The organism is Nocardia sp. NPDC006044, assembly GCF_042871115.1.
In the GTDB taxonomy this organism is placed as follows: Bacteria; Actinomycetota; Actinomycetes; order Mycobacteriales; family Mycobacteriaceae; genus Nocardia.
Genome location: NZ_JBIAID010000008.1, coordinates 204,475 through 212,143, shown reverse-complemented (window position 1 = coordinate 212,143; position 7,669 = coordinate 204,475). Strand labels below are relative to the sequence as shown.

Genomic DNA, 7,669 nt, shown 5'->3' with positions numbered 1-7,669 from the left:
CGGAAGCTAAGCCTGCCAGCGCCGATGGTACTGCACTCGACAGGGTGTGGGAGAGTAGGACACCGCCGGAACATCATTGCAGAAGACCCCCAACAATGTTGGGGGTCTTCTTGCGTTTACGAGTCGATTCTCCGCGGGCGAAGAGCATAGGCCGGCACCAACTGATCCGGCACGCGGAGATCCGGCCGGCCATCGGCGTATTGCACGGTGAACGTCACCTTGCCCAGCCAATCGCCGTCCACGGTCGGCACCCAATGCGTGAGCAATCCCGGGCGCTCACCACGCATGATCACACCCGATCCATTGACATGCTTAGGTGTCCCCGGATCGCGAATCACAATGGCGTCCAACCGAACCCACACCGGCTTCGGCTGCTCTACCGCCGTCCGGTAGTAGTGGCCCATCGCGTTCGGATATGCCAACTCCGGTTCGGTGCCCTCGGTACGCTGCGGCTCATCACTCGAACCCATGTTCGAATAGTAGCGGATGAACCAACCTGAAACCGACCGGCCGGTAGTGTGAGTCGACGCTTTCGAGCAACGATCCCGAAGTTCTCGATGAAGTGCGGCTGCGGATGTCGAGAACGGCCGGCCGGCTCCGTTCCTAGAGGGAGAGCGGCCGACGCGGCCGCACGTCACCCGACACGAAAGGAACCGTCGACATGGCCGTCGCCGAAGACCTCGACCGCGCTATCGACTCGCAATGGGGCTGGGTTGCCGAGCAGACCCGCACCTACATGGCCTCGGGCGGTACCGAGGGCCACGAGAACAACGGTGTGCACATGCTCGTGCTCGCCACGACGGGACGCAAGACCGGCCGGCCGCGCCGCAACGTTCTGATCTACGGCCGCTCGGGCGATGATCTCGTTGTCGTCGCCTCCAACGCAGGCCTCGACGACAACCCGGCATGGTTCAAGAATCTCCTGACCGACCCGAGCGTAGGCGTCCAAGCCGGCACCCACCGTTTTACCGCGCACGCCCGGGTCGCGTCCCCGTCCGAGCGCGCAACTCTCTGGCCCCAGATGGTCAAAATCTTCCCCCTCTACGACGAGTACACCCAGAAGACCGACCGCACGATCCCCATCGTCCTGCTCACCCCGGAAGCCGGGCAGATTCAGGACATCTTCCGAAATGCCGCTACTAGCTGAGGTCGAGCAGGAGTTTGCTGAGTTCGGCAGGCATGGTGATCATGCAGTCGTGGCCGGTGGGTAGTTCGTGGATCTGGGCCGGCGAGCCGTTGGGCTGGGTGGCGGGGACGGGGCGGCGGGTGATGCCTGCGGGTGTGGCGCCGACGCAGTGGATGTGGGTGCGGGGGATCGCTTGGGTGGCAGGGTTGTTCAGGCGGGCTGGTTGCTGGAGGCAGCGGACGGGTTGGTCGGAGAGCAGGGTGCGCAGCCAGGCTATGTCCGCGGGGTCGGTGACGCCGAACAGGCCGAGGGGGGATGGGTGTTCGGGGGGTGGCGGGATGCGCCAGCCGGTGCCGGAGCTTTCCGCGAGGTCGATCAGGGTTTGGCTGATGGGTTGGACGTCTACGGCGGTTTCGCCGTCTTCCGGGACCATCGCATCGAGGTAGACCAGGTGGCCGATCCGGTCCGGAACCTGGTTCGCCACAGACGAAATTACCAGTCCCGCATAGCTGTGACCCACCAGGATCACCTTGCCGAGGTTCTGCTCGGTGATCAGCGTGACGATGTCGTCGACGTGTGTGTCGAGACCGACCTCCGGGCCGAGTAGATGCGCCTTGTCGCCGTAGCCGGTCAGCGACGGCGCTAGCGCCTGGTGTCCGGCCGACTCCAGCAGCGGAACCATCCGCTCCCAGCAGCGTCCACTGTGCCAAGCGCCGTGTACCAGCAGAAATGTTGACATGGTTGGAACGATCTCCTTCGCCGAGCACGCCAGCGGACTGCGGTCACTGTCCATAACTCGGTACCCTTTGGGAACCATGACCAATGGTGATCGCTCGCCCCGTCGCGGGCAATAAGGCACATTTTTGTGCTCGGGTTCCTTGGAGGTAACCGATGACCGAGCCGGACGACGCATGCCGGGCACGGGTAGTGCTAGGCATCGTCGGCGACAAATGGTCGCTGCTGGTCGTGCGCAATCTCCGAAACGGCCCGCGCCGCTTCACCGAACTCAAACGCGAGATCGACGGAATCAGCCAGCGCATGCTCACCGTCACCCTGCGCGGCCTCGAACGCGACGGAATCCTGACCCGCACCGTCCACAACGTCATGCCCCCGCACGTCAGCTACGAACTCACCCCCATCGGCCTGACCCTGCGCGAAGCCACCGCACCCCTACTCGAGTGGAGCATCACCCACCTGGACCACATCGACGCCGCCCGCGCCGAATACGACCGCCGCCCTGCCCCACCCGCCTAGACGGCACTCTCGGTGCCCTTCGCCGCGAGATCTCCGCTGCCGCAATGGAATGCTGAGCTCATGCGGCTGGAGCAACGTGAACGGCCGCCGAGTATTGCGGGCAGGGCAGCGATTGGTCAGGAAACGTCGCGCGCGGTGGCGGCGAGGGAACCGAGCAGGGTCAGGGCTTCGAGGCTGGGGGAACCCGGGTCGGCGTGGTAGACGACGAGTGCTTGCCCGGGGCTGGAGCGAACGTCGAAGGTTTGCATCGTGAGGGTGAGCGGGCCGACGGAATGGTGGGCGAAGCGTTTGCTTTCCAGAGCTTTTCCGCGAGCGTCGTGCGTGGTCCACAGTTCGGCGAATTCCGGACTCCGGTCGAGCAGTTCGGTGAGCACCTGCTGGACTCGCGGATCGCTGGGCGCCTCGCCGTAGCCGAGGCGGAACCCGGCGACGGAATTGCGGGCGACGGTATGCCAATCGACGTAGAACGTTTTCGCGGCGGGGTCGGTGAAGACGACGTGCATCAGGTTGCGGGAATGGGTCCAGTCGTGGAAGAGCGCGTCGGCGATCTCGTTGGACGCCAGGACATCGTAGGCGCGGTTGTAGACGATGGCGGGGTTGTCCGGCCAGGCATCCATGAGCTGGAGCAGGCTCGGGTCGACGCGGCCGGGCACGGCGACCGCGAGGGCGCGGGGACTGAGCCCGGCCAGCCGGAACAGGTGCCCGCGACCGTCCTCGTCCAGGCGCAGCGCGGCGGCCAACGCGTCGACGACCTGTGCCGACGGACCGCGTTCGCGTCCTTGCTCGAGCCGCACGTAATAGTCGACGCTGAGGCCGGCCAGCAGCGCGACCTCTTCGCGGCGCAGGCCGGGTACCCGCCGCAGTCCCGTGCTCGGGAGGTTCGTCTCGTCGGGCCGTACCTGGGCGCGGCGCGCGCGCAGGTAGTCGCCTAGCTCGGTTGGTGCCATGTGCGCATCGTAGGCCGGATCGCGGCGCCGTTCCTGGGTGCGCTACTCCCACGAGAACGGCTGCCTGCCACCGCGACCATGATCCGGACACGCTGGTCGACGTGGAGAACAAGCACAGCGAAACCATCCCATCCAGCTGGGATCTGACCGGCCGCGTCGCCGTTGTCACCGGTGCGGCCCGCGGCATCGGCCAGGCCACGACCGCCCTGTTGCGTGCCCGAGGCGCTCGGCTGGTCGTCACCGACCGCCTCGCCGCGGTCGAGCACCTTGCCCAGCACGACCCGGAGCACGTGGCCGCCCTGGTCGGCGATGTCTCCGACGAGGAATTGGCCCGCGCCACAATGCGATTGGCGGTCGAACGGTTCGGCCGGCTCGATATCCTGGTCAACAACGCGGGCCGCACCCTGAACAAGCCGATCACCGAGACCAGCGTCGAGGAGTTCGACGCGATCCTCCGGATCAACGCGCGCGGCAATTTCGTGCAGGCGCGCGAGGCCTTCCGAGTGATGGAGCAGGGGAGTGGCGGGTCGATCGTGTCGATCGCGTCGGTCTCCTCGGTCGTCGCCTTCGCGACCCAAACCGCCTACGCCGCATCGAAGGGCGCACTGGCGCAGATCACCCGGGTGCTCGCAATCGAAGGCGGCCCCAAGGGAATTCGCTCCAATGCCGTGCTGCCGGGAGTGATCGATACCGACATCATGGAGGGTGTGGTCGACAACGGCCGCGAGATGCTCGCCTCGTTCGGATCGGCGCACCCGATCGGCCGGATCGGCAAGCCCGAGGAGATCGCCGAGACCGTCGCGTTCCTCTGCTCCGACGCGGCGAGCTTCATCACCGGCGCGCTGCTTGCCGTCGACGGCGGCTGGACCGCTCAGTGAACACGCAGGCCGGACGGCTAGCCGGCAAGGTCGCGCTGATCACCGGCGCGACCGGCGGCATCGGTCGCGCCACCGCCGAACTGTTCGCCCGCGAGGACGCGCAGCTGGTCGTCACCGACCGCGATGGAGACGCCGTCGCGGCGCTCGCCGAGCGGCTTCGGGCCGACGATGCCGACGTGATAGGTGCTGAGCTGGACGTTTCCTCGGCCGAGCACTGGGCGCGGGTGATCGAGTCGACCCGCCTGCGCTTCGGCGGCCTCGACATTCTGATCAATGTCGCCGGCGTCGTGGACTGGGCCGGGGTCGAGGACGCCGAGCAGGAGTCCTGGGATCGCGTGATCGCGGTCAACCAGACCGGGACCTGGCTCGGCATGAAGACAGCCATGCCGCTGCTGCGCGCGTCCGGCGCCGCCTCGATCGTCAACACGTCATCGGTGTTGGGCCTGATCGGTAGTGGCGGAGCCGCCGCGTATCACGCGTCGAAGGGCGCGGTCCGGCTGCTGACCAAGACCGCCGCCGTCGAGTACGCGACCCGCGGCGTCCGGGTCAATTCCGTGCACCCCGGCGTCATCGCCACCCCGATGATTCAAGAGATCTTGGACGAACAAGGAGACCGGCAACCCGATATCGTGCGCACGCCCATGCGCCGCGCCGGCCTCGCCAGTGAGATCGCGTCCGCCATGCTGTTCCTCGCCGGCCCCGAATCCTCTTACGTGACAGGCGCGGAACTCGTCGTGGACGGCGGCCTGACCGCCCATTGACGGTCCGGTGACCGGACCCGCCGCGTGCACGGCAGGGTCCGGTCGACCCGGTCAACGCGAAACTACTTGTCGGCAATGAACTTTCCGCCGACCGCGTACCCGTCCGCGGGGTACTCCTCGATCCAGACGTGCACCGATTCGGCAGGCGACTTGTACGCGTCGACGAAGGCGTCGGTGATCCGGCGGACCAGCTCGCGCTTGGCCTCGTCGGTCTTGGGCAGTTGCTGGACAATGACATTCGGCATAACGGCTCCCTTTCTCGGTACCCGCTCACCGTGTCGAGCGGGCCTACCGACAAATCTGCTGCATGCCGTCGTCCTGTCCAAGACCCGGTTCGCGCACGCAGCGATCATCGATCGTGATCGTCGAATTCGCAGGCGGCGAGCAGGATATCCAGCGCGGGCGGTGCGGCCGCGGCCCGCACGACGAGTGCGGTTTCCAGCGAAAGTCCGGGCGCGGCAAGCGAACTGAACACCACGCGAGTGCTGCGGAGTTGCCGCGCGTGGGCGGCGTAGACGACGGTCCAGCTGGTGTCCGAGCCGATCATCGCCAAGGTGTCCGACAGCGCGGAGCTGACCGGGCCGGGCACCGGCTCGAATCCGGCCTCGTGGCAGGCGTCCACGACGAGATCGACCAGCGGTGCGTTGGTGCGACGTTCGGTGAGTCGCAACGGATATGGCGCGAGATCGGCCAGCGCGAGTTCCCCGGCGCCGGCCAGCGGATGCCGCGCCGAGATCGCGACCAGCAGCGGGTCATCCCATACCGGGATGCGCCGCAGCGCGGGGTGATCGATCCGGCCGCGGATGAACGCGGCGTCGAGCCGCCCGTCCAGCACCTGTTCGACGCGTATCCGGGTGGACGCGGACACCGTCTCGACCCGCACCTGTGGGGCCAGGCGTTCCATGATGCGATCGAGATGATCGCCCAGGCCGGTGCTGGTGCCGAGCCGCAGCGTCGCGCCCGCGACGAACCCGGTGATCGACGCCTTCGCGCGGGCCGCGGCGGCCAGCGCCTCCCGCGCGCCGGGCAGGAACTGCGCGCCGGCATCGGTGAGCACGACCCGGCGCGGCGACCGATCGAACAACTCGACCCCCAGCTCGCGTTCCAGCTGACGAATCTGCTGGCTGACCGCCGATTGCACGATGTGCAGCCGCTCGGCGGCCCGCCCGAAATGCAGTTCCTCGGCCACGGAGACGAAGTACCGGAGTTGACGCAATTCCACTGGCTCGACCCTACGGGCCCGGCCGACACGCCTCGGTCATCGGTTCGACGGATCCAGCGCGCTCGCCCGGATGGCGTCGGCGACGGCCCGGAAATCCTTGCGCAGAATGTGCGAGTGGTTGCTCGGCACCTTCGCACTGACCTGGATGTTCGGGTTGCGTTCGAGCACAGGGTCGAGCGAGGCACGCGCCGCTTCCATCTCTTCCGCGCCGCCGCCGAGATTGGCGCCGGTGGCCAGGACGTAGCGCATCGGGCAGGTCACGTGGTCGAGGACCGGGGCGAGCGCGGCGTGCAGCTCGTTGGCCTCGATGTTGATGTCGGCGTGCTGCTCGGCGGACATGCGCGCGGCCAGCCCGAACGGACGGGCGAGCGGCAGCAGGAACCGCATCTTGTGGAACAGCTTCCGGATCCGCTCGCGGCCTTCCTCGCCGGTCAGGCCGTAGGGCAGCGCGCCGTCCACCGACACGACGCCCAGCACGCGATCCGGATTGCGCTCGGCCCAGTGCGCCGCGAGCAGCGCGCCGTAGGACCAGCCCACGACGATCGGGCGGTCCACGCCGGTCGCCTCGAGCACGGCGTCGATATCGCGCAGACAGGCTTCGAAGGAGTAGTCCGCGGACTGCTTCGACTTGCCGCGCGCCCGCTCATCGAACGTGATGTGGCGGTAGTCGCCGCCGAGTTCGGCGATCACCGGCCGCCACGGGCGCCGGTCGGCGTAGGAGCCGTTGAGGTAGATGACGGCCTGGCCGGGGCCGCGGGTGTCGGTCACCGACAGCGCGGTGTCGTCGACCGCGACCATTCCGGTCCAGGTGGAGGTGGTCGAGGTGTTCGCTGTGTTGGTCATGGAAGTACTGTCGCGGGCCCGGCTGATACCGACCTGACGCTGACCTGACACGGCGACTGACACCGGGTGGATCAGTACGGCGCGGGCACGTCGATCACGAGTTCGGACGGGCTGGGGTTCGTGCTCACCTGGACCGCGACCCGGCCCGAACCGGGGAGGGTGAAGAAAGCGGCGTTCCAGCCGTAATGACCGTCGTGCACGGTGGTCTTGGTCTCGGTGATGCTGGCGCCGGAATCCAGATTGCGCATGGTGACCGTGGTGGAAACCTGGCAGTCGTTTCCGCCGCCCGGCGCGGCGGACAACGACCCGAGCGGATTGCCGGCGGCATCGGGGGCGAAATTCACGGTCACCCTGGCCGAGCTGTCGATGAAATCAGCGAACTCACGCGCTTGCTGTCCTTGACTGGCGGATACCTCGGCATTGACCGTGCCCGCGCAGCCGGGGCCGACGTCGGCGTGTGCCGCGTCGAAATGCACCGGGTCCGCGGATGCCGGGCCGGCGGACAGCGCGATCGTGACCATCGGCAGGAACGATATCGCCGCAACCTTCAGAACGTCTCGCATCATGACTCCCGTCCTCGGGTGGATCAGCAGTGGATCGAGCGGATCACGCGTTCGATGCGTATCCAGCTATTTCCC

The 7,669-nt window shown here is 67.4% G+C and carries 11 protein-coding genes; 4 read left to right on the top strand and 7 right to left on the bottom strand.

Annotated features, from left to right (window positions below; translation table 11 throughout):
- Positions 1 to 116 precede the first annotated feature (116 nt).
- Entirely contained in the window at positions 117 to 470 is a 354-nt protein-coding gene (locus tag ACFYO1_RS42940) for a hypothetical protein (protein WP_387245211.1), read from the bottom strand.
- 191 nt (positions 471 to 661) lie between these two features.
- Here ACFYO1_RS42940 and ACFYO1_RS42935 point away from each other — a divergent pair, with 191 nt between their 5' ends.
- Positions 662 to 1,147 carry a nitroreductase family deazaflavin-dependent oxidoreductase gene (locus tag ACFYO1_RS42935; RefSeq protein WP_387245208.1) on the top strand — a complete coding sequence of 162 codons (486 nt, stop codon included), beginning with the start codon at positions 662 to 664 and terminating at the stop codon, positions 1,145 to 1,147.
- Here the strand turns inward: ACFYO1_RS42935 and ACFYO1_RS42930 are convergent.
- Positions 1,140 to 1,865, bottom strand: a complete 726-nt coding sequence (locus ACFYO1_RS42930) for an alpha/beta hydrolase (RefSeq protein WP_387245205.1) — start codon at positions 1,863 to 1,865, stop codon at positions 1,140 to 1,142. The genes ACFYO1_RS42935 and ACFYO1_RS42930 overlap by 8 nt on opposite strands.
- A gap of 152 nt (positions 1,866 to 2,017) precedes the next feature.
- Between ACFYO1_RS42930 and ACFYO1_RS42925 the strand changes: the two genes are divergently transcribed.
- Positions 2,018 to 2,380, top strand: a complete 363-nt coding sequence (locus tag ACFYO1_RS42925) for a winged helix-turn-helix transcriptional regulator (protein ID WP_387245202.1) — start codon at positions 2,018 to 2,020, stop codon at positions 2,378 to 2,380.
- Positions 2,381 to 2,496: 116 nt separating this feature from the next.
- Here the strand turns inward: ACFYO1_RS42925 and ACFYO1_RS42920 are convergent, their stop codons facing one another.
- The gene (locus tag ACFYO1_RS42920) at positions 2,497 to 3,327 is read right to left on the bottom strand and encodes a helix-turn-helix transcriptional regulator (RefSeq protein ID WP_387245199.1); all 831 of its coding nucleotides are present in this window, start codon (positions 3,325 to 3,327) and stop codon (positions 2,497 to 2,499) included.
- 101 nt (positions 3,328 to 3,428) lie between these two features.
- Between ACFYO1_RS42920 and ACFYO1_RS42915 the strand changes: the two genes are divergently transcribed.
- Together ACFYO1_RS42915 and ACFYO1_RS42910 are read left to right on the top strand one after the other, a co-directional pair.
- Positions 3,429 to 4,205 carry an SDR family NAD(P)-dependent oxidoreductase gene (locus ACFYO1_RS42915; protein ID WP_387245196.1) on the top strand — a complete coding sequence of 259 codons (777 nt, stop codon included), beginning with the start codon at positions 3,429 to 3,431 and terminating at the stop codon, positions 4,203 to 4,205.
- Positions 4,202 to 4,966 carry an SDR family NAD(P)-dependent oxidoreductase gene (locus tag ACFYO1_RS42910; protein ID WP_387245193.1) on the top strand — a complete coding sequence of 255 codons (765 nt, stop codon included), beginning with the start codon at positions 4,202 to 4,204 and terminating at the stop codon, positions 4,964 to 4,966. Before ACFYO1_RS42915 ends, ACFYO1_RS42910 begins: the two co-directional genes overlap by 4 nt.
- 62 nt (positions 4,967 to 5,028) lie before the next feature.
- Here ACFYO1_RS42910 and ACFYO1_RS42905 read toward each other — a convergent pair whose 3' ends face one another.
- The 4 genes from ACFYO1_RS42905 to ACFYO1_RS42890 form a co-directional block, all read right to left on the bottom strand.
- A complete protein-coding gene (locus ACFYO1_RS42905) occupies positions 5,029 to 5,211 on the bottom strand; it encodes a 2-hydroxymuconate tautomerase family protein (RefSeq protein WP_040738949.1) in 183 nt (60 codons plus the stop codon).
- A 104-nt stretch (positions 5,212 to 5,315) separates the two neighbouring features.
- Positions 5,316 to 6,188: a LysR family transcriptional regulator gene (locus ACFYO1_RS42900; RefSeq protein ID WP_387245190.1), complete on the bottom strand. Its 873-nt coding sequence runs from the start codon at positions 6,186 to 6,188 to the stop codon at positions 5,316 to 5,318.
- 36 nt (positions 6,189 to 6,224) lie between these two features.
- The gene (locus ACFYO1_RS42895; RefSeq protein ID WP_387245187.1) at positions 6,225 to 7,031 is read right to left on the bottom strand and encodes an alpha/beta fold hydrolase; all 807 of its coding nucleotides are present in this window, start codon (positions 7,029 to 7,031) and stop codon (positions 6,225 to 6,227) included.
- Positions 7,032 to 7,102: 71 nt separating this feature from the next.
- On the bottom strand, positions 7,103 to 7,597 hold the full coding sequence (locus ACFYO1_RS42890; protein WP_387245184.1) for a hypothetical protein: 495 nt from the start codon (positions 7,595 to 7,597) through the stop codon (positions 7,103 to 7,105).
- Positions 7,598 to 7,669: the final 72 nt, after the last annotated feature.